Here is a 23488-nt window from a genome sequence, read left to right as displayed (position 1 = left end):
GGTGGACTCGCGCCTGCGCGCGGTCGTCGCCGAAACCGGGCCGGGGCGCTGATCAAGGGCAGATGGTCGCTGGTTGATCTCTGGGAGCGACCTTTTGCCCATGGTCAACAAGCAGGAGCGCGTCGAGGCTGCCGTGATCGGTGCGAGACGCACCTCGCTAGCCGACCGGGACCGCATCCTCCACGGGTCGGAACTCCTCGGTGAGCCCGAAGCACGCCGGCCCGAACACGGCGAGGGCCTCGGGTGTGCGCATCATCTCCGGGGTCGAGATGCCGACCACGACGACGCGCTGGCCGTACCGCAGCGTCTCGGTGGTGATCGGCTCGCCGGATTCCGCCTCCAGCACGCAGATCAGGTCCGGGACGATGCACCGGACGGCGCCGTCGACCTCGGCGATCAGCGTCTCGTTCTGGAACGCGGTGCGCAGCGTCGAGGCGCCGTCGAAGGAGACGAAGCGGGCGGTGCCGCGGGCGAAGCCGTCCACCGTGCGGCGTTCCACGTCGGCGACCTTGCCGGCGAACAGGACGCGCAGGTGCGGGTACAGGGTCGGGGCCAGCACGTCGCCGAGCGCCGAGATCGGGTCCCGCAGCTGCTCGCGGGCTTCCCGGAGCGCCCGGCCGACCGCGAGTCCCAGGGACAGGGTGCGGGGAATGGCGGTGCGCTTGACGTCGGCGCCGGACATCGCGTACTCGGCGATGAGCGCGGCGCCGCCCATCCGGATCGTGGCGCCGCGCGCGAGCCACTCCATCCGCTCGTTGTCCGGGCCGGTGTCGATGGTGACGGTCTCGCCGTGGTCACCCGACACCACCATCGGCGAGCCGGGTACCCCGTAGACCCCGAACGTCTCCATCTGCAGCTCGGGGAACGCCCGGCCCATCCCGTCGGCGTCCACCACGGGCAGCCCCGCCGTGGCCGCCACCACCAGCGGGATCATCGAGTTGATCCCGCCGCACTCGATCGGCATCGTGGCGTCGGCCTGCCGCCCGAGGTGGGTCTCCAGGGTGTGGAGCGCGCGGACCGCCTCGTCGCCGCCGGGGATCTTCTCCACCATGACGGTGGGCGCGCCCATCATCGCGGTGGGAACCACGAACGCGTCGTCCGCCAGCTCCTCGGGGTCGAGCACGGCGACCGGGCCGTGCTTGTACATCGCGGCCGCGACCATCAACCGGCCGATGTGCGGGTCGCCCCCGCCCCCGGTGCCCAGCAGCGCGGCGCCGCGGGCGAGGTCGGGCAGGTCGTCGGGCGTCAGCATCCAGGTCATGGGATATCCATGGCGTCGAAGCGGACGGGGTCGGTGTCGTAGCCGAAGTAGCGCGGGCCGACCAGTGCGATCCCGCCGGGGGAGTGCCAGCGCTCGTCGGTGGGCGCCGCCAGCACCGTGACCCGATGGCCGAAGCGCAGCGCCTCGGTGGTGACGGGCTCGCCGGTGTCGGTGTCGAGCACGATGATCAGGTCCGGGGTGGTCACCTGGACGACGCCGTCGCGCACGGCCATCAGGTGCTCGTTCTGGAACTCGAGGGTGAGATCGCCCGCGGCACCGGAGACGATCGCGGTGCCGCGGGCGAAGCCGGTGACGGTGCGCCGGGCGACGTCGGTGACCTTGCCGGTGTGCACCACCCGCCCGCCCAGCTCGGCGGCCACGGCGGCCACGGCGGCGCCGTGCTCGGCGCGCACCCGGTCGAGGCGGTGGCCGATCCGGGCGCAGAGGCTCAGCGTGCCGGGCACGAGGGCGTCGCGGGCCTGGGCGCCGCTCATCACGTAGTTGGAGATGATCGCCGCGCAGCCCATCGTGATCGTCAGGGAGCGGGCGAGCGCCTCGGCCGCGTGGTTGTCCACCGTGGTGAGGACACCGACATTGCCCTTCTCGTCGGCGATCGACATCGGCGTGCAGGCGATGCCGGAGAGGGTCGGCAGCACCATCTGCAGCTCGGGGAACGCCCGGCCCATCCCGTCGCCGTCGACGAGTGGGAGGCCGAGCTGCGCCGCCGCGACCAGCGGGAACGTCGAGTTGACACCGCCGGCCTCGATGCACGCGATGTGCGTCGGGGTGACGCCGAGGTACTCCGCCAGCGCCGCGACGGTGGCGCCGATCCGCTCCGTCGACGGCGTCTTCTCCACCATGACGGTGGGCGCGCCCATCATCGCGACCGGGAAGACGGTGGCGTCCGCGGGCACGTCCTCGGGCGCGACGAGCCGGACGGGCCCGTGCTCGCGCAGCGCCTGCGTGGCGAGCAGCCGCCCGATGTAGGGGTCGCCGCCGCCACCGGTGCCGAGCACCGCGGCGCCGCGGGCGAGCGCCTCGACGTCGTCCTCGCCGATCGTGGCGAGCCGGTCGGTGAGCACCCCGGTCATGCCCGCCGCCCCGCGGCCTGCTCGATCCGCAGGTCCCCGACCGCCTTGCACCGGATGCGGGTGGCGTTGCCGGGCAGGTAGGGGATCGGCACCTCGTCGAAGTCGACGATCTCGACGCTGGCCGGGTCGGCGCCGGCCACCACCGCGCGGTCGACGGCCTCCTGGCGGGCCTCGTCGACCGCGGCGTCGCGCTGGCCGGGCGCGATCGCGAACACCCGGTCCACCTCCCCGCCCACCTGCGCGATCGCCGCGCCGATCGCGTTGGCCACGGCGAAGTGCTCCGGCCGGTGCACCGTCCCGAGGCCGGGGAAGGAGTCCGGCAGCAGCACGGAGCCGCCGCCGACGGCGACGACCGGCAGCGGGTCCGCGGAGATCCGCATCCGGTCCACGACGTCGGCGACGTCCGTGGCGATCCTCTCGAGGGCCGCCGCGACGCCGGCCCGGTCGAGGTCGGCGACCAGGGAGCCGTCGCCGATCTCCACCCGACCTGCCGCGACAGCGACGTCAGTGGCCGTCAGGACGTCGCCGCCGAACACCAGCGCCTGCTCCGTGAGCCGGTAGCCGACCGAGTCGGGCCCGACGGTCGTGTCCGTGCCCGTACCCCGCACCAGGCTGCCGCCGCCCAGGCCCACGGACAGCACGTCGGGCATGCGGAAGTTGGTGCGGATGCCGGCCACGCTGACCTCGACCGTGGCCTCCCGCGGGAACCCGCCGGTGAGCACCCCCACGTCGGTGGTGGTGCCGCCGACGTCGACGACGGCGCAGGTGCCGAGCCCGGACAGCACCGCCGCACCGCGCATCGAGTTGGTCGGGCCGGACGCGAACGTCGCCACCGGGTACCGCCGGGCGAACTCGACGTCCATCAGCGTGCCGTCGTTCTGGCTGAGGTACAGCGGCGCGGTGATGCCGTGCCCGGCGACGGATGCGGCCAGCCCGTCGACGATGCCGGCCGCCAGCTCGCGCAGGGCGGCGTTGATGACCGTGGCGTTCTCGCGTTCGAGGAGGCCGACGCGCCCGATCTCGTGCGACAGCGACACCGGGACGTCCGGGCCGAGCACCTCGGCGAGCACCTCGGCCGCCCGCACCTCGAACTCCGTGTTGACCGGCGAGAACACCGATGAGATCGCCACCGAGCGGACACCGTTCGCGGCCATGTCGGCGGCGTGGCGGCGCAGCTCGTCCTCGTCGAGGGGGGAGATCGGGCGACCGTCGAACTCGTGGCCGCCGTGGGCGAGGTAGGCGCGCCCGGCGATCGCCTCGACCAGGCGGCCCGGCCAGTCCACCATCGGCGGCAGCGACGCCGTCGCCGGGAGCCCGAGGCGCAGGGCCGCCGTCGGGGCCAGGTCACGGGCCTGCACCAGGGCGTTGATGAAGTGCGTGGTGCCGATCATCACCGCCTGGACGTCGGCCGGCGGGAACGGGTGCTGGGCCTGCAGCCCGTCCAGCGCGGTGACGATCCCGGAGGTGACGTCGGGTGTGGTGGCCGCCTTGACCGCGGCGAACACCCGGTCGCCGTCCATGAGCACCGCATCGGTGTTGGTGCCCCCGACGTCGATCCCGATCCGCATTCAGACGCTCTCCTTCTGGTCGGCGGGGTCGAAGCTGTCGACCGTGCGACTGACCCCGACGCCGCGGACCAGGCCGAGCTTGCCGGCCACGACGTAGAGCACGAACGCGGCGACGAGCGAGTTGATGCTGGGCAGCCCCCAGCTGACGAAGTGCCCGATGAGCGCGGCGCCGAGCCAGATGACGAGCGTGGCCGGCACCCACGTCGGGGCCGTCTCGGGCACCGTCCCGGCCGCGCGGGAACGCTCCAGCTCTGGCCGCCACGTCCGCACCACGAAGTACTCGGCCACCATGATCCCGGCGATCGGCGGGAACGCGACGCCGAGCACGGTGAGGAAGCCGATGAAGCTGTCGAGGATCCCGCCGGCCGCCAGCACGCTGCCGACCACGCCGAGGACCAGGGTCACCATCCCGCGGTTGACGTGCTTGCCGAACACCGTGCCGACGAAGTTCACGACGCCGAGCCCGGAGCTGTAGAGGTTCCAGTCGTTGATCTTCAACGTGCCCAGGATGATCACGAGCGTGCCGACCCAGCCGACCGAGGACGTCACGATCGTGATGATGTCGTCGGAGCGGATGGCGTGCGCCAGCAGCACGCCGGACATGCCGATCAGGTACTCGCCGACCGTGAAGCCGAGGACCGTCTGCTTCACCACGTCGGCGTCGCTGCGGTTGAACCGCGTCATGTCCGGTGTGATCACGGCACCGACGATGAACCCGCCCGCGACGAGCGTGGTGCCCTCGATCAGCGAGAGGCTCGGCCCGGCCGGGGCGGAGGTGGCGAGCGCGCCGATGTCGCGGTCGAGCAGCTCGCTGCCGATCGACCACGCGACCAGCACGAGGAACGAGGGCACCGTCACGTAGGCGACCCACTTCATCGAGGCGAAGCCCCACAGCACGATCAACGTGACCGCGAGCCCGAAGAGCAGCGACCACACCCACAGCGGCAGCACTCCGATCAGGCTCACGAGACCCTCGGCCGAGACGCCGGACTGGATGCCGAACCAGCCGATCAGCGAGATCCCGATCGCGACGCCGACCACGGCGCTGCCGCCCTGGCCGAAGCCGGTCCAGCGGGTGAGCATCGAGGTCTGCAGGCCCTCCCGGCTGCCGATGATCCCGACGCCGATCGACACCAGCTCGAGGATCACCGCCCCGAGCGTGAACGCCAGGAAGGCGTCCCAGAAACCCATCCCGAACCCGAGCGTGGAGCCCAGCAGGAACTGGCTCAGCGCGGAGACCTGCCCGAAGCGCTGCACGGCGACGGTCCACCAGGAGTAGCGCGCTGCGGCCGGGACGCGGGTGAGCGCGTAGTCGTCGACCCCGACATGTGCTGCCATGGCGACCTCCTCGGGCGTTGGCGGAACGATAGAGCCTGGTCACAGGCAGGTCACGAGGCACAGCGCCAGATCGGGGCGGCGTGGCTGTGCACAGTGCACTGCGGCGCACTCGTCATACAAGTGGTCTACGCTGAGGGTCCGTGACCGGAATGCGCTTCGGAATCTTCGTTCCCCAGGGCTGGCGCCTCGACCTCGTCGGGATCGACGCCAAGGACCAATGGCCCACGATGAAATCCCTCGCCCAGCGGGCCGACGCCGGACCGTGGGAGTCGATCTGGGTCTACGACCACTTCCACACCGTGCCCGCCCCCACCGACGAGTCCACGCACGAGGCCTGGACGCTCATGTCGGCCCTCGGCGCCGTCACCGAGCGCGTACGGCTCGGCCAGATGTGCACGTGCATGAGCTACCGCAACCCCGCCTACCTCGCGAAGGTCGCCGCCACCTGCGACCACGTCTCCGGCGGCCGCATCGAGATGGGCATCGGCGCCGGCTGGTACGAGCACGAATGGCGCGCCTACGGCTACGGCTTCCCCGTGGCGCGGGAGCGGCTGCGGATGCTCGACGAGGGCGTCCAGATCATGCGGCAGGCCTGGACCGAGGGCACGGCGACCCTCGACGGCAAGCACTACCAGGTGGACGGCGCGATCGTCCGTCCACTGCCGCTGCAGGAGGGCGGCATCCCGCTGTGGATCGCCGGCGGCGGGGAGCAGGTCACCCTCAAGATCGCGGCGAAGTACGCGCAGTACACCAACTTCATCGGCACGGCCGACGTCTTCACCCGCAAGTCCGAGCTCCTCAAGGGGCACTGCGACACCGTCGGCACCGACTACGACGCCATCACCCGGTCCGCCAACTTCAACGTCTTCATCGGCGAGACCGAGGCCGACGTGCAGAAGCGGATCGACGCCGCCAAGGCCCGCCTGGAGCCGTTCGTCGGCGCCGAGAAGGCCGAGACCTCCATCGGGAACTGGACCCTCAACGGGAACAGCCCCACGATCGGCACACCCGCCCAGATCGTGGAGAACCTCGGGAAGTTCCGTGACCTGGGGCTGACCTACGGCATCTTCAACTTCCACGACTCGGCGTACGACCAGTCGGCCATCGAGCTCTTCGAGCGGGAGGTGATCCCGGCGCTGCGGTGAGGGCCCTCCCCGTTGCAGCGAAGTTCAGGAAAGCCACATTCCTGTCCCGCAGGTTCATGAATGTGGCTTTCCTGAACCTCCGGGGCGCGTCGCCGCCCCGCGGCGTCTCTCGCGGGAGAGGATGAGCGCGTGGGAGCGCGGCCGGCCGACGTCGTCGAGGCCTTCCTCCACCACCTCGCGGTGGAGCGGGGGAGCGCCGTCAACACGCTCGCCGCGTACCGCTCCGACCTCGCCCGCTACGTCGACCACCTGAACACCCGTGACGTCGGCGACCTGGCCGGGGTCCGGGAGGCGGACGTCGCGGCGTTCGTCCCGGCGCTGCGCGGCCCGCCGTTGAACCTCGCGGCGTCGTCGGCGGCCCGGGCGCTCGCCGCGGTGCGCGGGCTGCACCGGTTCGCGCTGCGTGACGACCTCGTGCCCGTCGACGTCGCCCGTGACGTGGCGCCGCCCGCGCTGCCGGCGAAGCTGCCGCGGGCGCTGTCGGTGGACCAGGTCGAGCAGTTGCTGGCCGGCTGCATCGGCGACGGCCCGCTCGCGCTGCGCGACCGGGCGCTGCTGGAGGTGTTGTACTCGACGGGCGCCCGGATCTCCGAGGCCGCCGGGATCGACCTCGACGACCTCGACGCCGCCGCGCGCACGGTGCTGCTGCGCGGCAAGGGCGGCAAGCAGCGCGTGGTGCCCGTCGGGCGGCCCGCGCTCGCCGCGGTCGACGCGTACCTGGTGCGGGCCCGCCCCGGTCTCGCCACGCGGGGTCGGGGGAGCCCGGCGCTGCTGCTGAACGCGCGCGGGGCCCGGTTGTCGCGGCAGAGCGCGTGGCACGTCCTGCACGGGGCCGCCGAGGCGTCCGGTCTCACGGCCGAGGTCTCCCCGCACACGCTGCGGCACTGCTTCGCCACGCACCTGCTCGCCGGTGGCGCGGACGTCCGGGTCGTTCAGGAGTTGCTCGGGCACGCCTCGGTGAGCACGACGCAGGTCTACACGCACGTCACGGTGGACACCCTGCGCGAGGTCTACGCCACATCCCACCCGCGCGCCCTGCGCTGAGACCGCGATTCGCGGACCGGGAGGCTCGACACGCCCACGGACGGTGGTGCCCGCCATCGCTGCGTCACCAGCCGGTAACGTTGCGGCCAGGTCGGCCACATCCGGCCGATAGGTCGGCCGACACGCGGCGGGGTGCGTTGCCGGTCGTCCACCCGGACTCTTACGCTGCGCGGATCGGCCCCTCCCGGGTCACCCGCCAGAGACGGAGACCGCATGGACACGCCGCGGCCCTTCACCCCCCGCCAGGAGCCGCTGAACGAGGAACCGTATGGCGAGGAACCGTATGGCGACGACGAGGGTGGCGGGCTGGATGCCGCCGCCGACTCCGTGGGGAGACACCGCTTGATGGTTCCGGAACCGACTCCGCTGACCGAACACGGCCCGGCGCGGGTCATCGCGGTGGCGAACCAGAAGGGCGGCGTCGGCAAGACGACGTCGACGATAAACCTCGGCGCGGCCCTCGCCGAGTACGGCCGCAAGGTGCTGCTGGTCGACTTCGACCCGCAGGGAGCGCTGTCGGTCGGACTGGGAGTGCAGGCGCACGAGCTCGAGACCACGATCTACAACTTGCTCATGGAGCGGGGATCGGAGATCGACGAGATCATCCGGCCCACCGGCGTCGAGGGCATGGACCTGCTGCCCAGCAACATCGACCTGTCCGCCGCCGAGGTGCAGCTCGTCACCGAGGTGGGGCGCGAGCAGGCGCTCGGGCGTGCGATCAAGCCCGTGCTCGACCGCTACGACGTCATCCTCATCGACTGCCAGCCGTCGCTCGGCCTGCTCACGATCAACGCGCTGGCCTGCGCCGACTCCATCCTCATCCCGCTGGCCTGCGAGTTCTTCTCGCTGCGCGGGGTCGCGCTGCTGATGGACACCATCGACAAGGTCCAGCAGCGGCTCAACCCCGACCTCAAGATCCTCGGCATCCTCGCCACGATGTTCGACCCGCGCACCTTGCACACCAAGGAGGTGCGCCAGCGCGTGATCGAGGCGTTCGGCGAGCTCGTGTTCGAGGCCGTCATCAACCGGACGGTGCGCTTCCCCGAGACCACCGTGGCCGGTGAGCCGATCACCTCCTGGGCACCGACGTCGAACGGGGCGAAGTCGTACCGGCTGCTCGCTCGTGAGGTCCTCGGCCGGTGACGGTTGTCGACGACGACGCGCCGGCGCTGAGTCCGGCGCGCCCGCGCTTCCGGGTGCGGCTGCACAACTTCGAGGGTCCGTTCGACCTGTTGCTGCAGCTCATCGGCAAGCACGAGCTCGACATCACCGAGATGGCGCTGCACACCGTCACCGACGACTTCATCGCCCACCTCGCCGCCCTCGGTGACGACGCCGATCTCGACGAGACCACCGAGTTCCTCGTGATCGCCGCCACGCTGCTGGATCTGAAGGCGGCTCGGCTGCTGCCGAATGCCGAGGTAGAGGACGCCGAGGACCTCGCGCTCCTGGAGGCGCGCGACCTGCTCTTCGCCCGCCTGCTGCAGTACCGCGCCTACAAGCAGGTGGCCGGGCTGTTCGTCGAGCTGGAGGCGGGGGCACAGCGCCGGTTCCCGCGCTCGGTCGCGCTGGAGGAGCGGTTCTCGGCGCTGCTGCCCGAGGTGCTGCTCGGCATCGACCCCGAGGCGTTCGCCGAGCTCGCCGCCTCGGTGTTCCGCCCCAAGCCGCCGCCGACGGTCGGGATCGACCACCTGCACGCCGTGCCGGTGTCGGTGGCCGAGCACGCGGCGATCCTGCGGGAGCGGCTGGCCGAGCTGGGTTCGGCGACCTTCGCCGAGCTGACCACCGACTGCGCGAACCCTCTCGAGGTCGTCGCCCGCTTCCTCGCGGTGCTCGACCTGTTCCGCAGCGCCGTCGTCGACCTGCAGCAGCCGGAGCCGTTCGGGGAGCTGACAGTACGCTGGACCCCGTCCGCTCACGATCAACCGGAGCAGGCCGCCACCACAGATGACTGACACCCCTTCCGATCTCGCCGCCGCGGTGCTCGACCTCGTGCCCGACGCGCCGCACACCGGCGAGCTCGATACCGCGCCGGCCGTCGACGAGCCGTCGCCCGACGAGCTCGCCGACGACGCCGCGCTCGATGCCGCGCTGGAGGCGCTGCTACTCGTCGTCGATGCCCCCACCGACGAGGAGACGCTCGCGCAGGTCCTCGACCAGCCGGTGGCGCGCGTGCGGGAGGCGGTGCGCCGGCTGTCCGCGGCGTACACGGCACAGCACCGGGGCATCGACCTGCGGCAGTCGGGCGGCGGGTGGCGGTTCTACACCCGCGACGCCTACGCCCACTACGTCGAGCGTCTCCTGCTCGACGGCCAGCGGGCCCGGCTCACCCGCGCGGCCCTCGAGACCCTCGCCGTGGTGGCCTATCGGCAGCCGGTCACGCGTGCCCGCGTGTCGGCCGTCCGCGGCGTCAACTGCGACGGCGTGCTGCGCACCCTGCTCACCCGCGGCCTCGTGCAGGAGGCGGGCGTCGACGCGGCCACGCAGGGCACGCTGTTCCGCACCACCGAGCTGTTCCTGGAGCGGCTGGGGCTCTCGTCCCTCGACGAGCTGCCCCCGCTCGCCCCCTTGCTGCCCGACGTCGACGCGATCGACGAACTGTGAAACGAAGACTTGAAGACAAAAGACGTGAGAAGTCCGATGAATGAGATGACCACAGGCGCACGGGCCGACGGTGTCCGTCTGCAGAAGGTGCTGGCCCAGGCCGGCGTCGCGTCCCGGCGGGGCGCCGAGGAGCTGATCGCGGCCGGCCGCGTGAGCGTCGACGGCAAGGTCGTGCGCGAGATGGGCCGCCGCGTCGACCCGGAGACCGCCGTCGTGCACGTCGACGGTTCCCGCATCGTCCTGCAGGACGACCTCCTGCACCTCGCGTTGAACAAGCCCCGCGGCATCCTCTCCACGATGCACGACGACCGGGGCCGCCCTTGCGTCGGCGACCTGGTCGTCGAGCGCGGCATCGTCGACGAGCACTTCACCGGGGCGCCCCGGGCGCGGCTGTTCCACGTCGGGCGGCTCGACGCCGACACCGAGGGCCTGCTGCTGCTCACCAACGACGGCGAGCTGGGCCACCGGCTGATGCACCCGTCCTACGAGATCGAGAAGACCTATCTCGCCGAGGTCATCGGGCAGGTGCCACGGGAGCTGGGACGGCGGCTGCGCGACGGGGTGGAGCTGGAGGACGGCCCGGTGCGGGTGCACTCGTTCAAGCAGGTGGACTCCACGCCCGGGCGGTCGCTGGTGGAACTGGTGATCCACGAGGGCCGCAAGCACGTCGTGCGCAGGCTGCTCGACGAGGTCGGGCACCCCGTGCAGCGGCTCGTGCGCACGGCGATCGGCGACGTGCGTCTCGGTGACCAGCGTCCCGGGCGGTTCCGGCCGCTCAGCCGGCCCGAGGTCGGTTCGCTCTACCGTTCGGTGGGGATGTAGTGGCGGTTCGCGCGGTCCGGGGCGCCATCCAGGTGGACGGCGACACCCGCGACGAGATCCTCAAGGGCTCGGCCGAGCTCGTCACCGCGGTGCTGGAACGCAACGGCCTCGGCGGGGAGGACGTCATCTCCATCCTCTTCACGGCCACGCCGGACCTGACGGCCGAGTTCCCCGCCTATGCCGCCCGGCTGCTCGGCCTCACCGACGTGCCGCTGATGTGCGCGTCGGAGATCGCCGTGCCGGGGGCGCTGCCCCGCACGCTCCGGCTGCTCGCCCACGTCGACACCCCGCGGACCCGGTCCGAGCTGCGCCACGTCTACCTGCGCGGCGCCGCCGCCCTCCGCACCGACCTGCCCCAGTAGCCGGACGCCGGCCGCGGCGGGCGGCAAGGCATGATGGTTCGTTGGCCGCCGACAGCGCGGCAGGACGGGCCGGCGCGGCCCGACGACGAGGGGGCTTGCGGGTGACCGGGCGGCTGCACGGGGTCGTGGCGATGGACGGACCGTCGGGCACGGGGAAGTCGACCGTGTCCCGGCGGCTGGCCGACGCCTGTGACGCCGCCTATCTCGACACCGGTGCGATGTACCGGGCGCTCACCCTCGCCGTGCTGCGCGCCGGGCTCGACGGCACCGAGGCGGACGCCGAGAAGGTCGCGGTCGCCGCGGCGAGCGATCTGGAGTCGGTGACCGACCCGGCGACCCACGCGATCCTCCTCGCAGGCGAGGACGTCGAGGCCGAGATCCGCGGTGGCGCCGTCACCCGCGCGGTGAGCGCGGTCTCCGCGGTGCCTGCGGTGCGCACGGCGCTCGTGGAACGCCAGCGCGCCCTCATCGAGAAGGCGGTCGCGGCCCGCGGTGGAATCGTGGTCGAGGGGCGGGACATCGGCAGCGTCGTGGTCCCCGACGCGCCGCTGAAGGTCTACCTCACCGCGTCCGAGGAGATCAGGGCCGCGCGCCGGGAGGCGCAGGACCGCAAGGCCGGCCGGGCCGCGAACCACCGCGCGGTGCTCGCCGACGTCCGCCGGCGCGACCGGCTCGACTCCACCCGCAAGACCTCACCGCTGCACGCCGCGCCCGACGCCCTGGTGCTCGACACCGACGACCTGTCCGTCGACGACGTGCTGACCGAGCTCCTGCGGCTGGTGGAGGACCGTGGGATGGTCACGTGAGGTCCTCCGACCTACCACCGGACGCGTGGCCGTGGCTGCACGACCTCGGGCGCTGGGTCGCGTCCTGGCTGTTCCGGCCCTTCTACCGGGTCCACGTCCACCACCAGCAGCGGATCCCGGCGCACGGACCGGTGGTCGTCGTCGCCAACCACAGTGCGAACGTCGACGGACCGCTGCTCTTCGGACTACTCGGGCGCCGCACGGTGTTCTGGGTGAAGCAGGAGATGTACACCGGCGTCGCCGGCCGGGGTCTGCGGCGGATCGGGCAGCTGCCCGTGCGCCGCGGCGAGGCCGACCGGCGGCCGTTGACGGCGGCCACCGCGGTGCTGCGCGGCGGCGGTCTCGTCGGGGTGTTCCCGGAAGGCACGCGCGGCAGCGGCGACGTCGCGGCGGCGCAACACGGAGCGGCGTGGCTCGCGCGCACCAGCGGAGCCACCGTGCTGCCCGTGGTGTCGCGGGGCACCCGGCGACCCGACGGGTCGCGGCGCCGGTGGCGACCGCGCGTCGACGTGGTGGTGGGGGAGCCGCTGACCGTCCCTGCCGGGGGCGGGCGCGCCGGCCTGACCGCCGCCACCGAGACCTTGCGGGCCGAGCTGGCCGGCATGGTCCGAGAACTCGACGAACTACGGACACAGAACAGAGTGGGCAGGACGTGAACGGAACCGACGATCGCGCCGCGATGGCTGCGCTCGGGCTCGACCCCGACGACTTCGGGGCACCCGACGTCCCGGAGGGGGCGGACGAGGACTTCGAGGCGGCGCCACCAACGCCGGTGCTCGCCGTCGTCGGCCGGCCGAACGTCGGCAAGTCGACGCTGGTCAACCGGCTGCTGGGCCGCCGCGAGGCGGTCGTGCAGGACATCCCGGGCGTCACGCGCGACCGCGTCGCCTACGACGCGCTGTGGAACGGGCGCCGGTTCACCCTCGTCGACACCGGCGGCTGGGAGCCCGACGCCACCGGCCTGCAGGCCGCCGTCGCCGCCCAGGCGGACCTCGCGATCAAGACCGCGGACGTGGTGCTGCTCGTCGTCGACGCGAGCGTCGGCGCCACCGCCACCGACGAGGCCGTGGCGCGGGTGCTGCGCCGCTCGGACCGCCCGGTCCTGCTCGCGGCCACGAAGGTGGACGACGACCGGCTCGTGGCCGACACGGCCGCGCTGTGGCGCCTCGGGCTGGGGGAGCCGCGGACGGTGAGCGGCCTGCACGGGCGCGGCTCGGGCGACCTGCTCGACGCGATCATCGAGGCGCTGCCGGAGACCCCGCGTGACGACTTCGGGGCGGGGGGTTCGGGTCCGCGGCGCGTCGCGCTCGTCGGCAAGCCGAACGTTGGCAAGTCGAGCCTGCTCAACCGCGTGTCCGGTGAGCTGCGCTCCGTCGTGCACGATGTCGCGGGCACCACGGTCGATCCGGTCGACTCGCTCGTCGAGTTGGACGGCGAGGTCTGGCGGTTCGTCGACACGGCGGGCCTGCGCAAGCGCGTCCAGACCGCGAGCGGCATGGAGTACTACGCCAGCCTCCGCACGCGCGCCGCGATCGAGGCCGCCGAGGTGGCCGTCGTGCTGATCGACGCGAGCGAGCCGATCGCCGAGCAGGACCAGCGCGTGATCGGCATGGTCGAGGAGGCCGGCCGGGCGCTCGTGCTGGTGTTCAACAAGTGGGACCTCGTCGACGAGGACCGCCGCCTCGCGATGAAGCGCGAGCTGGAGCGGGATCTCGGCCGCGTGCGGTGGGCGGAGCGCATCAACGTCTCGGCACTCACCGGCCGGTCCGTCGCGAAGGTGGCGCCTGCGCTGCGCACCGCCCTCGCGTCCTGGGACCAGCGGATCCCGACCGGCCGGCTCAACGGCTGGCTGTCGGACGTCATCGCCGCCACCCCGCCGCCCGTGCGCGGCGGGAAGCAGCCGCGGGTGCTGTTCGCCACCCAGGCCCAGACCCGGCCACCGACCTTCGTCCTGTTCACCAGCGGGTTCCTCGAGGCCGGGTACCGGCGCTTCATCGAGCGGCGGCTGCGCGAGGAGTTCGGGTTCACCGGTTCGCCGGTGCGCATCTCCGTTCGGGTGCGGGAGAAGCGCAACAAAAGGGGCTGATCGGCCCTCGGGCGTTACCCTCCTCGGGTGACGGTCCGGGTCGTGCTCGCCGACGACGAGCCCCTCATGCGGACCGGTCTGCGTACGGTGCTGGAGGCCGGCGGCGCGGTCGAGGTGGTCGGGCAGGCCGAGGACGGCGCCGCGATGCTCGCGGCGGTGGACGCGCACCGGCCGGACGTCGTGCTGGTCGACGTGCAGATGCCCGGCGTCGGCGGGCTGGAGGCGCTGCGCGTGCTGTGCGCCCGCTCCGACGCACCGCCCGCGGCCGTGCTCACCACGTTCGACCTCGACGACTACGTCGCGGAGGCGCTGCGGCTGGGCGTGCAGGGGTTCCTGCTCAAGGACGCCGAGCCGGACGCGCTGGTGCGTGCCGTGCTCGACCTGGCCGCGGGCGGTGCCGTGCTCGACCCGCGGATCACCGCGCGGCTCCTGCCGCGGCTCGCCGCCGGGTCGGCGCGGCAGGGCCCGTCCCGGCTCGCCGGCCTGACGCCACGCGAGCTGCAGGTGCTGCGCGGGCTCGCCGGCGGCGACTCCAACGCGAACATCGGGGAGCGTTTGGGGCTTGCCGAGGCCACCGTCAAGAAGTACGTGTCGGCGCTGCTCGTCAAGCTCGGCGCGGAGAACCGCGTGCAGGCCGCACTGCTCGCCCAGGGATGGGGGTTGCCGTGACCATGGTCCCGTTGTCGGCCCGACTGCCGGTGCGGCGGGTGCTCGTCGAGCTGACCGCTGTCGTGCTCCCGGCGGTCGCGGTGCTGCTCGGCGTCGCGCCGTTCGAGTGGTCGGTGGTGTCCGCGCTGGTGGCGTGCGCGCTGCTGCCGCTGCGGCACCTCTGGCCGCCGCTGGGGCTGCTCGGCTCGTTCTGGGCGCTCGCGGGCGGGCTGGGGTGGCCGCCGGCGATCGTCGCGCTCTACACGCTGGGCCGCCGCTGCCGGCGGGTGACGACGTTGGTGCCCTGGCTGGTGGTCACGGTCGCCGTGACCGTGGTCCCGGTGCTGCTCACCCAGGATCTCCCCGTCGGCCGCATCGTCCTGACGATCGCGTTCATCGCTCTCTACGCGGGGGCGCCGGCCGCGCTCGGCCTGCTCGTGAGCACCCGCGCCCGGCTCACCGAGAGCCTGCGGCAGCTCGAGCGTGCCCGCGAGGAGGCGCTCGCCGCGTCCAGGGACGCGGCGCGGGCGCAGGAGCGGGCGCGGATCGGCCGGGAGATCCACGACGCCGTGGGCCACCACGCCACGCTGATCGCGGTGGGCGCCGCCGCGATCGCCGCCTCCACCGCCGAGGAGGAGACCCGCCGCGGCGCCGAGCAGCTGCGCGGGCTCGCGAAGCGCGCGCTCGCCGAGATGCGCGCCGCCCTCGGCCTGCTCGACGGGAGCGAGCACGTCGCGGGCCTCACCGAGATCTCGGCGCTCGTGGCCGGCTCGCGCGCGGCGGGCGTCGCCGTCGAGTTCGACGAGTGCGGCGACATCGTGGAGGTCGCACCCGGCACCGGCCGCGCGGTGTACCGCGTGGTGCAGGAGTCGCTGACCAACGCGACCCGGCACGCCGCGGGCGCGCAGGTGTCGGTCCAAATGCACTGGCGCCCCACCGAGCTGGTCGTCCAGGTGCGCAACGGCCGCGCACCCGCCCCCGCACCGCGCCGCCCGGACGCCGGCGGCGGGGCCGGGCTGACCGGCCTCGGCGAGCGGGTGTCGGCCGCCGGCGGCGAGCTCACCGCCGGCCGGAGACCGGACGGCGGCTTCGCGGTACGAGCGGCTTTCCCGCTCGACCCCCCGCCCTCGGCACCCGCAGTCCCGGTCCGTGAGCAGGAACCCGCGGTCCCCTGAACGGGCGAACGGGATGTAACGGTCAACTACTGACGAGTACCTACGAAAGTCGCCGTCGCCGGGCTACCGACGACGGTGGCGTACGCCGCTCTCATTGCGGAGACTGATGCCTCCGCTGCGCCGGGCCATCGGCGTGCGGACGGTCAGGTGCGGCTGCCAAGCGCGTCGGGGGGAGCCACGACCGGCCGGTCGGGGTGGATCGGCCATGCGGTAGGCTGATCGCGCCCCCAACGGGGGGTGGCCGGGACGTGGCGCAGCTTGGTAGCGCACTTGACTGGGGGTCAAGGGGTCGCAGGTTCAAATCCTGTCGTCCCGACGGCGAGATGGGGAGTTTCCCCAGGTCAGGGCCTTGATTCACGCAAGTGGATCAAGGCCCTGATTCGTGTCCGAGGTGGGTCGTCTCACATTGGCTCACCGAGCTTGCCGCGCCAAGCGCTCTGAAGCCTGCTGATGCGTGATCGACTCGTCGCTCGTGAAGGATGCGCGTTTGTCGGTGTGGTCCGGCTCATCTGGGTCGGTTGCGCTGCCGCTACCTGGGCATTCGTGGGTTGTGGGCCACTGGGTCGATTTCCTGGTGCCCTCCGTGAGGCTGATCCCAGGACCTCGTGGATGCTCTCCCTGTCCGGTTCTGGCCGCGCGAGCTTGATGAGTTTGTGGGCGCGTCAAGTGCGGGGCGACTCAGCCAATCGGATCAAGACCCGTGGTGGCTAGCTCGAGCTCGAGGACCGGGGGGTGTTGTTGGTTGCCCGGATCGTCCGCCCGGACGGGGGTGGCGCCTGATCTGTGGTGACCTCAGGAAACGGTCATCGGCGGCAGGCACTGTCCACCCGTGACCGGGCAGAGCAGCGCGTCGTACGGCGTCGAGGTGGTCTTGATCAACTGTTCGTGCTCGGTGCTGTAGCTCGCGCTCAGCCAGCGGGCCAGGCATAGCAGGGTGACCGCTCGCGCCCCGGCTGCCTTGAGTGTCAGAGCTGCCGACTGCCCCTTGTTCCCGGATACCCACGTGTCGTCGACGACCAGTACATGGCGGCCCTGCACGTGCGACCGCCACTTCTCGTCCACGATGAAGCGGTCGGGCAGCGGGAATCGGTTCGGTTCCGCGGCGATGTCTGGGCCGATGTCGAGCAGGATCTTCGTGGCGTTCAGGTTGTCCCAGGCGACCTGCTTGGCCAGCTCGACCACCGGGTGCACCACGCCGGGGCGACTCTCGGAGGAAACGAAGGTGATCGCCTCCCACCAGCCGAACGCCCGCGCGATGCATTCGCCGTGCAGGTAGGTCCCGCCGAGGACCATCAGCTTGAGGTCACGTCGGACCTCTTCCGATGGGTTGATCCGGTTCTTGTACCGGTACATGTGGTGACCAGACTGATGGCCCGCCTTCGCGTAAGCGAGCAGGACCGTCTGATCGGCGAGCTGGTAGCCGTAGCGGTCCCGGTGGCTCTCGCACCGCGAGCACAGCCCGTTCGGCGCCGGGCCAGTGCACACCGCGCACCGGCCCGGCCCGCGACCGGTGTTCGTGAAGAAGCCGCCGACCTCGGTCCGTAGTCTCGCCTGCACCTGGAGCCGGGTCTCCTCCGGGATCAGCCCCACCCAGCGGCCGCCGGTACGAACAGCGCGTCGATCCGCCGTGGATCAGCGGTGATTGACTCGACCAGCTCCATCACGTCTGTGGTGCTCTCGGCGACGTGCACGCCTGGCTGGCCGAGCATCGCTTTCGCCCAGTTGTTGACCGTCACGACGAGGTCGGTGAGGATCACCGGCCGCCCGTGTGCGACCGCTCGACGGGCTTGGATCCGCGCTCCGCTGTGCTCGCCCGCCTCGACGACGATCGTCGCTCGGCTGTAGCCAGACATGACGGAGTTGCGCATGGGGAAGGTGTGCTTGCCGGGCGGCGCGTCCGGCCAAAACTGCGACAGCAGCAGACCCTCTGACGCCACCTGGTCCTGCAGGTGCCGGTTCTCCGCCGGGTAGTAGCGGGTGATGCCAGTGCCGATAACCGCGACTGCCCGGCCCCCGGCTTCCAAGGTGGCGGTGTGCGCGGCGGTGTCGATGCCCTTGGCCAGGCCCGACACGACTGAGATGTCCCGGTCGACCAGCCCGGCCGCTACCGACCGGGCGATCGACAGTCCTTGCGCTGATGCGTTGCGGGAACCGACCATCGAGACGGCGATGTCGCCCGGGACGAGGGTGCCGCGATGGAACAGCACTGGGGGCAGGTCGTGCACGGCGCGTAGCTGCGCCGGGTAGTCGTCGTCGAGGAAGGTCAGGAACCCGAGCCCGGCTTCTTGCCAGGCTGCGATGTCACGCCGCGCCTCGGCCAGCTGCGGCGCTTCGTCGTCGAACAGGTTGGGCGGGAACAGCTCGTTCCAGAGATCGAGCGCACTTTCCCGCTCGTCCACGGCGGCGACGATCTCCGGCCACTTCAGGTCCTTCGGGCGGGCGCGCAGGAGTGCGACGAGTGCTGCCCGCTCCGCGTCATCCCAGACCACGTCGGGCAGCCTAGAACCATCTCCAGGCTGAAGCACCGGCTCTGCCACCTCCCGCATCCCTCGCGAGTATGCGAACATGTGTTCGAGTATGCCGTATGACCTGGCATACTCCTACCCCAACGCCGTACTTTCATCACCGGTTACAACTCGTAAGGGATCTCACGCCTTCGAGGCCGCCGCGTCGTAACAGCTTGCCCAGCGCCACCGAGCGCACGCCGTCGCCGACCACGCCGATCGCCCCGCGGCTGCCGGACGAGTGGTGCTCGCGGAGAGCTGACACGCAGTCTTCGTCGTCATTGCATCCCACATGAACGGGCCAGACGTCGAAGAGAGGGACGGTCAGCTGCCAGAGGGGGGCGGGTAGCCCAGGTCAGCCCAGTACCGCGCTCCGGAGCCACGCCCCGGCGGGGCCGTTGGTACCCCGCGCGCTTCCTCGACATTGCGCGCATCAACCAGGTAGACGTAAAGCCGCCGCAGGTCGTCCATCGTGCAGTCCCTCCGCCACGGGAAGCCCTTGACACGGACCAGCCACAGGGAGAATGTCCGGTGGTCGACACCGGCGGCGTCGGCCATCGCCTTTGACGCCTTGTCGACGCGTGGCCTCAGCCGGTAATAGGCCTCTCGCTCCCGCATTTGCTCATCGGTCAGCCCTATCGCTATGCGGCGCTGCTCCCGATGGAATCGGGTCATGGCCTCGTCAAAGTGCTCCCAGTAGACCTCGGGTCCCTGGGGATAGTCGTCGGGCGAACAGGCGAATCGAGGGTCGTCATCAGGGGCGATGACCTTGCGTTTCAACCTCGTCTCCGGCGTCCGTATTGTCTCAATCCATCGCCCGAACCCCGGAGGGCGCTGCTGGCGTACTCGATCCCCTCGGCCGCAAGCTGATGCTGGTACGGCTTATGTGGTCGGGCCGAACCTTGGGGGAGTACAGCGCCGGCTGCGCGAACCACGTTCCGCGGCGTGGCTGCGGTCAGCCGTGTTCCTTGCGGTGCCGAATGCCAGCCCCATTGTGGCTGTGGGTTCCAGCCCGAACCGTGCGCCATCCGATGCCGTCTTTCCCCCTATCGCCCCTCGGTGACCGGGGCCGCGTGATGTCCAGTTCGCGTCCGAGGTCCGGTGGGTTACAGTCCAACGGCACGTCAACTGGACACGCGAGTCTCCAGCGGCCAGAACGCCAGTGCAGGCAGCTCTGGCGCTGGGCCGGCCCGGGATGGGCGCCGAACATCGAGGCGCGCTCGTGAAGCTGCACCACCAGGACGAGCGGTGCTCGGCTGTCGCTGCGGCGTCATGCTCGGCCTCCACGCCGCATCGTCGTTGTCTCGGCGAAGGGTCGCCGCGCTCGCTGAAGACTCGGTTCCCAGGGCCAGAGGATCACGATGACGCTCAAGCCCTTGAGGAGGAGGCGGTCCTGCCGAGGCCCGGCCGCCCTGCGGCTCGGGTACCCATGCCGCGAATGGTCTTGACTAGCTCCGGTGGTGGCTGCCGGTGGCAGCGGAACCACCACTTGGCCGATTGAAACAGCCTGACTACTGGTGCAACCAGCCTAAGCGTGCGAAGGGGCGCCACATGCGGTAACGGTGCCGCCACGGTCGCGAGTACTTGGCACGCACACGGGGGGCTAGCGATCCTTCGTTCGCAAACCCAGTCGCACCTGGGAGACGCTGACATGAATCTCAAGCAGATCATGGTTGCCACACTGGCTGCGGCGACAGTCGGAGTCGGCAGCTCGGCGCTCGCTGTTATCGGAGCGCTAGCGGACGGAGCGGTCTCCCCGAGTTCGATCAATGCAGCATCCGGCCCTTCTGCGGCGCAGGAGACGACCCAGTCAACCGGGAGAGCGGAGGAGTGCGAAGCGGGCGAGAACCACGACCGCATCTTTTATGTCATGGTCACGGAATGTAGCATAGCAGACTACACTGGTGTTTCAGGCACTGTAACATTGCCCAAACCGCCTCCCGCAATGGATGTGTGCACGAGGCAGACGAGCGGTCAGCTTACTCTACAAGAGTTAACCACCGAGCATACTAACGCAATCGAAGTTGCCTGGATCGCACATCCTGACAGACCCAACGAGCTCTACCTTCAAATTGGGCGCGTCGTAGGCGCGCAGATCGATCCGAATGAGATATACCCGTCGGCTGATTGGCATCCGTACCCTGATGCTGTCTGGCCCAACCTCCCGCAGCCATTAAAGGCCATAAATGTCCGCATGCTTGGCCATCCTCTGAATATTCATGATCAATCTAAAATTACTGGCCGGGAGTCACTCGACGTGCGTATTGGCCACTCACCCAAGGATGGGGGACAGTGGCAGGTCTTCGTGGATGGCGTTCAGATCGGATATTACCCTGACGCAACGTGGGAGCCGAATGGATTTCACCCAAAGAGAGCTGCTTGGTGGGGAGAGGTTCAGTGGAAGGACAACTGCAGAACGACTCTAGCTCCAAGCAGCCAGGAGACCAGTTGCACCTCGATGGGGAACGGGAAGCAGGGAGCTGGTGCCGCGAGGTTCAGCAACATGTCGACCAAGGGTGGCGACTCGAACGCCAAGCGCTATATGCACGTCACTGATAAAGAGTTCTACGGTTCGGACAAGTTCACAGGCAAGTCTGGTGTAGACGAGCCGCTCGATGGAGACTCGTTTGACTATGGTGGGCCGGGTAAGTGCACAACGTCTGTAGACCGTCCCTCGCAAGGCGGTTTCAATCCCTTGTTGACAAAGGCACGAGCCGACAAGCAAATCCTGGGAACACAGGCCAGGCAGACCCGGTCTACGACCTGCGATGGCGAGTCACGCCGGTTCGACTGTAGCACTACGAGCCCTCGAAATCACGAGCATCGCGACCGGGACCGGTGTGACGAAGACTCGGGGCATCCCGACTGCCGTGACGATGATCCGTGCGAGTCGCTGGGCGATGACGTTCGAATTGCCAGCTGGGGACATGACGAGTGTTCTGACCGTCACATTCGGTGTGACGCAGAGGAGGAACGATGGAACGGTGCATGCCGAGCGATTAAACGTTGCTTGCAAGAGCCGGAGCGCGGCCGTATCGGCTGGGAGCACAGCAGTTGCAGGGACAGTCAGACGCCTCGTGGATGTGACTACCTCGGCCGCGCCCTCAGCTACCAGGAAGAGTCCGACGCCCCGCAAGGTTGCCCGAACCCGAATCCCTGTGAGGGCACAGGCGACGAGCTCGCTAGCGGTCAAGAGCGGCAGGGGTGCCTAGATAATCCGTTGGACCCCCGGTGGCATCCTCAGCCGGGTACCGGTCAGTCGCGTTGTGACACGCATGTGGCCGCCGATGAAGATGCATCTAACCCGTGCGTTAACGATCCGAACGTGGACGACGACCCCAAACGAGGTTCGAATCAGCCGGACTGCGAAGAGGCTGCGATACATGCCGATCATCAGGCATCTCGCTGCGACGACGAAATAGACCCCCAAACGCCCATTGTCGTTGATCCAAGTACTACGCTGACACCGCCACCGCCCGTATGTCCAGACCCGGCAGCCGCGGACTGTCCTGACCAGCAGAGTCAGCTTGCACCTAACACGACATCCTCGTCTCCAATCACGACGCCACCGTCAGTTGCGACGACAACAGATGTCTCGATCCCTGGCCTCACGACACCTCCATCTGGCGTCACCGAGACACCAGTGCCGGGCGAGCCGAACGGGGTGGCACCGGGCGGACAGCAGCCTCAGCAGAACGCGCCAGTAACCGCTCCGCCTAAGCCGACGGCAGTGTGTCCGGCAGGGCAAGTACCAGATCAGATCACGAACGAGTGCGTACCTGTACCCGAGCCGCCGCAGCGTGTTTTGGATGAGCCGTCGCAGCCTGCCGAGGAGGACGAAAAAGAGGCTGCTGAGGATGAGCCGCAATCTGCCGAGAGCGAACCGGAGCCTCCAGAGGATGAGGACAGCGATGCGGAAGACGACGTCGTGGAGCAGGAGGACGAAGAGGATTCCTGATCCATGCCGACACCACTCGGGTGTTGGTCAACTGAGAGGCAGAAAGCAATGGGAACAGCCCCGCCGAGTCTGACACAGCTGAATGCCCAGGCGATCGGCATGCCGATGGTTGCTGCAGGGTCGCTTGCGTTCGGGCTTGCGGCTTCTGGCTACGCGCCGGTCGGTGCCCTTATCCCAATACTCGGCGTGGCTGTTGTTGGCGGCATCATCGCAGCCCGGTTAGCGGCCCAGCAAGGCCTGGCTGCAACTTCGAGCATCTTTGGTGCGTTTGCTGGGTTCTGGCTGAGTTACATTGCCGTGGTGCTTGGTTTGGCGAACGACTGGTACGGAGTTTCGGCTGAGGATACCTCCCGTGCTCTGGTGCTGTTCCTGGCAAGCTGGCTCGCCGTGGCTGCGGTCCTAACTCTCATCAACACTGGCCAACCTTTCATGTATGTCCTGCTACTTGTCCTCTTTGGCGCCGCATTAGTGCTGCTTCTCGTCGGCTCAGTTGCAAGCTTGGCCTCGTTGTTTATCGCTGCCGGTGCGGTGATGTACGCCTTGACGGCAGTTGCCATTTATATTTGTGTTGCCACTGTTGGGCCAGCGTCGTTCGTGTTGCCATTGGGTCCCCGGCTCATCAACGCAGACGGCCAGGTCCGTGATTCTGAACGGGCTGCACAAGTGCTAGCTGTTACGTTGGACGGGGCTGTCCGCTGATCCGCAGAGCGACTCTTAAAGCACGACCACCGGGTCACCGACGTGTATTCGCGGCGAATTCTCGGGTGGTGGGTGTCGATGATTAAGCCCAGCGACCCGGTCATCGCCGGACTGGCACAGGCCTTGTTGAACGCGACCCTCGACCCCGAGATCCCGCCGACCGCCCAGGGCATCCTGGATCGCCTCACCCCACAAGGTCACTAATGGGCTCTCCTGTCCGATGTGTGGATCACGTTGCGCGTCCGGGCAGGGGTGGGCAGAGGCCGCCGAGGGCGAGCATGGCTAGTGCGATGAGTGCTTCGGGCCGAGCGAAGCCAAACGCGACCCGGGTCAGGAGCCGGATCTTGGTGTTCGTGCTTTCGATTAGCCCGTTGGAT

General features: G+C 70.0%; 22 protein-coding genes, 1 tRNA gene and 1 pseudogene. 16 read left to right on the top strand and 8 right to left on the bottom strand.

All coding sequences use genetic code 11. The annotated features are described in order from the left end of the window. Positions 1 to 157: 157 nt before the first annotated feature. Genes ACU436_RS41680 through ACU436_RS41665 form a run of 4 tightly spaced genes read right to left on the bottom strand, consistent with a single transcriptional unit; the run spans position 158 to position 5258 of the window. Positions 158 to 1261 (bottom strand): DUF917 domain-containing protein, encoded by a 1104-nt coding sequence (locus ACU436_RS41680; RefSeq protein ID WP_459032709.1) that lies wholly within the window; start codon positions 1259 to 1261, stop codon positions 158 to 160. Further along, entirely contained in the window at positions 1258 to 2352 is a 1095-nt protein-coding gene (locus ACU436_RS41675; RefSeq protein WP_459032708.1) for a DUF917 domain-containing protein, read from the bottom strand. Before ACU436_RS41675 ends, ACU436_RS41680 begins: the two co-directional genes overlap by 4 nt. Further along, positions 2349 to 3920 carry a hydantoinase/oxoprolinase N-terminal domain-containing protein gene (locus ACU436_RS41670; protein ID WP_459032707.1) on the bottom strand — a complete coding sequence of 524 codons (1572 nt, stop codon included), beginning with the start codon at positions 3918 to 3920 and terminating at the stop codon, positions 2349 to 2351. The genes ACU436_RS41675 and ACU436_RS41670 overlap by 4 nt, the downstream gene beginning before the upstream one ends. Next, positions 3921 to 5258: a purine-cytosine permease family protein gene (locus ACU436_RS41665; protein WP_459032706.1), complete on the bottom strand. Its 1338-nt coding sequence runs from the start codon at positions 5256 to 5258 to the stop codon at positions 3921 to 3923. Between the two features lie 149 nt (positions 5259 to 5407). Here ACU436_RS41665 and ACU436_RS41660 point away from each other — a divergent pair, with 149 nt between their 5' ends. From ACU436_RS41660 to ACU436_RS41600, 13 genes are all read left to right on the top strand, one after another. Then, positions 5408 to 6403 (top strand): LLM class F420-dependent oxidoreductase, encoded by a 996-nt coding sequence (locus ACU436_RS41660; RefSeq protein WP_459032725.1) that lies wholly within the window; start codon positions 5408 to 5410, stop codon positions 6401 to 6403. Positions 6404 to 6532: 129 nt separating this feature from the next. Continuing rightward, positions 6533 to 7447, top strand: a complete 915-nt coding sequence (locus tag ACU436_RS41655; protein WP_459032705.1) for a site-specific tyrosine recombinase XerD — start codon at positions 6533 to 6535, stop codon at positions 7445 to 7447. 213 nt (positions 7448 to 7660) lie between these two features. Continuing rightward, entirely contained in the window at positions 7661 to 8590 is a 930-nt protein-coding gene (locus ACU436_RS41650; protein ID WP_459032704.1) for a ParA family protein, read from the top strand. Next, complete coding sequence (locus ACU436_RS41645; protein WP_459032703.1) at positions 8587 to 9402, top strand: segregation and condensation protein A; 816 nt, start codon at positions 8587 to 8589, stop codon at positions 9400 to 9402. The genes ACU436_RS41650 and ACU436_RS41645 overlap by 4 nt, the downstream gene beginning before the upstream one ends. Next, positions 9395 to 10051, top strand: a complete 657-nt coding sequence (scpB, locus tag ACU436_RS41640; RefSeq protein WP_459032701.1) for an SMC-Scp complex subunit ScpB — start codon at positions 9395 to 9397, stop codon at positions 10049 to 10051. The genes ACU436_RS41645 and scpB overlap by 8 nt, the downstream gene beginning before the upstream one ends. 45 nt (positions 10052 to 10096) lie before the next feature. Beyond that, positions 10097 to 10873: a pseudouridine synthase gene (locus ACU436_RS41635; RefSeq protein ID WP_459032700.1), complete on the top strand. Its 777-nt coding sequence runs from the start codon at positions 10097 to 10099 to the stop codon at positions 10871 to 10873. After that, positions 10873 to 11235: a chorismate mutase gene (gene aroH / locus ACU436_RS41630; protein WP_459032699.1), complete on the top strand. Its 363-nt coding sequence runs from the start codon at positions 10873 to 10875 to the stop codon at positions 11233 to 11235. The genes ACU436_RS41635 and aroH overlap by 1 nt, the downstream gene beginning before the upstream one ends. Positions 11236 to 11336: 101 nt before the next feature. Beyond that, positions 11337 to 12041 (top strand): (d)CMP kinase, encoded by a 705-nt coding sequence (gene cmk / locus ACU436_RS41625; RefSeq protein WP_459032698.1) that lies wholly within the window; start codon positions 11337 to 11339, stop codon positions 12039 to 12041. Next, the gene (locus ACU436_RS41620) at positions 12038 to 12697 is read left to right on the top strand and encodes a lysophospholipid acyltransferase family protein (protein WP_459032697.1); all 660 of its coding nucleotides are present in this window, start codon (positions 12038 to 12040) and stop codon (positions 12695 to 12697) included. Before cmk ends, ACU436_RS41620 begins: the two co-directional genes overlap by 4 nt. A gap of 23 nt (positions 12698 to 12720) precedes the next feature. Then, on the top strand, positions 12721 to 14127 hold the full coding sequence (gene der, locus ACU436_RS41615) for a ribosome biogenesis GTPase Der (RefSeq protein ID WP_459032724.1): 1407 nt from the start codon (positions 12721 to 12723) through the stop codon (positions 14125 to 14127). A gap of 27 nt (positions 14128 to 14154) precedes the next feature. Beyond that, positions 14155 to 14796 carry a response regulator gene (locus ACU436_RS41610; protein WP_459032696.1) on the top strand — a complete coding sequence of 214 codons (642 nt, stop codon included), beginning with the start codon at positions 14155 to 14157 and terminating at the stop codon, positions 14794 to 14796. Between the two features lie 11 nt (positions 14797 to 14807). Further along, the gene (locus ACU436_RS41605; RefSeq protein ID WP_459032695.1) at positions 14808 to 15950 is read left to right on the top strand and encodes a sensor histidine kinase; all 1143 of its coding nucleotides are present in this window, start codon (positions 14808 to 14810) and stop codon (positions 15948 to 15950) included. A 242-nt stretch (positions 15951 to 16192) separates the two neighbouring features. Next, positions 16193 to 16266 (top strand) — tRNA-Pro (locus tag ACU436_RS41600). Positions 16267 to 16742: 476 nt separating this feature from the next. On the opposite strand, the gene ACU436_RS41595 is transcribed toward ACU436_RS41600, so the two are convergent. The 3 genes from ACU436_RS41595 to ACU436_RS41585 form a co-directional block, all read right to left on the bottom strand. After that, positions 16743 to 17540, bottom strand: coding sequence for a hypothetical protein (locus ACU436_RS41595; RefSeq protein ID WP_459032694.1), 798 nt, complete (start codon positions 17538 to 17540; stop codon positions 16743 to 16745). Further along, complete coding sequence (locus tag ACU436_RS41590; RefSeq protein ID WP_459032693.1) at positions 17531 to 18439, bottom strand: DNA-processing protein DprA; 909 nt, start codon at positions 18437 to 18439, stop codon at positions 17531 to 17533. Before ACU436_RS41590 ends, ACU436_RS41595 begins: the two co-directional genes overlap by 10 nt. A 339-nt stretch (positions 18440 to 18778) precedes the next feature. Beyond that, positions 18779 to 19234, bottom strand: a complete 456-nt coding sequence (locus tag ACU436_RS41585; RefSeq protein ID WP_459032692.1) for a hypothetical protein — start codon at positions 19232 to 19234, stop codon at positions 18779 to 18781. Positions 19235 to 20105: 871 nt separating this feature from the next. On the opposite strand from ACU436_RS41585, the pseudogene ACU436_RS41580 reads away from it, so the two are divergent. The 3 genes and pseudogenes from ACU436_RS41580 to ACU436_RS41570 all read left to right on the top strand — a co-directional run. Then, positions 20106 to 21086: pseudogene (locus tag ACU436_RS41580) on the top strand (neprosin family prolyl endopeptidase); the annotation flags it as partial. Between the two features lie 1173 nt (positions 21087 to 22259). Beyond that, positions 22260 to 22412 (top strand): hypothetical protein, encoded by a 153-nt coding sequence (locus ACU436_RS41575; RefSeq protein WP_459032728.1) that lies wholly within the window; start codon positions 22260 to 22262, stop codon positions 22410 to 22412. A gap of 48 nt (positions 22413 to 22460) precedes the next feature. Next, positions 22461 to 23111 (top strand): GPR1/FUN34/YaaH family transporter, encoded by a 651-nt coding sequence (locus ACU436_RS41570; RefSeq protein WP_459032691.1) that lies wholly within the window; start codon positions 22461 to 22463, stop codon positions 23109 to 23111. A 229-nt stretch (positions 23112 to 23340) separates the two neighbouring features. Here ACU436_RS41570 and ACU436_RS41565 read toward each other — a convergent pair. Beyond that, on the bottom strand, positions 23341 to 23488 hold a 148-nt coding region (locus ACU436_RS41565; protein WP_459025725.1), incomplete at its 5' end, for a transposase.

The sequence above is a fragment of the Pseudonocardia wallangbongensis genome (genome assembly GCF_054486945.1).
Note: the sequence above shows the minus strand (reverse complement) of the source record. Positions and strands in the feature narration are given on the sequence as shown.